The sequence below is a fragment of the Aquabacterium sp. A08 genome, assembly GCF_011742065.1.
Window position 1 is genome coordinate 1 of record NZ_JAAQQT010000251.1, and the last position, 646, is coordinate 646.

The following is a 646-nucleotide window of genomic DNA, read 5'->3' on the forward strand; positions in this document are numbered from 1 at the left end:
ATCTCTCCACGAAAACACACGAAACGCGGCCGGCACCCAGGGGCGCGGCGGACGCACGGGGGCGCTCGGGGTCAGGCGATGGGGGGTTTGAAGGCGGGGGTCAGCCGGGCGCTGGCCGGAGCCGCGGCCCGGTGGGCCGGTGGGGGTTGTGGCGTGGCCAGCCACGGCTGCCAGAGGCCAACCCAGGGGTGGGCCAGGGTGTGGCAAATGTCGCAGGCGCTGCAGCCCAGGTGTTCGGTGCCAGGTTCGTGGCCGCCGGCGCCCGGTTCGTGGGCCAGCGGGCTGGGCGCCTCCGCCAGGGCCGCGGGGGCGTGGCAGGGGTGTTCGGGTGCGGCCAGCTGGACCAGGGCCGTTGCCGGGGTGTGCGCCGGGCTGTGGTGTTGCACCAGCATGGCGCCGCCGGCCCACAGCCGCAACGGCATGAGGGCGATCAGCAGGCAGAGCCAGACGGTGCGCATACCCGAATGATAGGGCTATGGCCGGGAAAGTTCCGGACACGGTCCGGTGCGAGGGGGCGGGGCTGCGGGGGGCGTCAGGCCGGTGGGGACCGTAGTTCCTGGCGGGCCAGGCGCATCACCGTCCAGCCGGCCGACAGGGCGAGGCCGGCCATGACCGCCGCCACCGTCCAGTCGGGCCAGCCGTGACC

Annotated in this window: 1 protein-coding gene; it reads right to left on the bottom strand. The window is 74.6% G+C overall.

The window, feature by feature from the left end; genetic code table 11:
- Positions 1 to 71: 71 nt before the first annotated feature.
- The gene (locus tag HA630_RS01415; protein WP_166832153.1) at positions 72 to 458 is read right to left on the bottom strand and encodes a hypothetical protein; all 387 of its coding nucleotides are present in this window, start codon (positions 456 to 458) and stop codon (positions 72 to 74) included.
- Positions 459 to 646 lie beyond the last annotated feature (188 nt).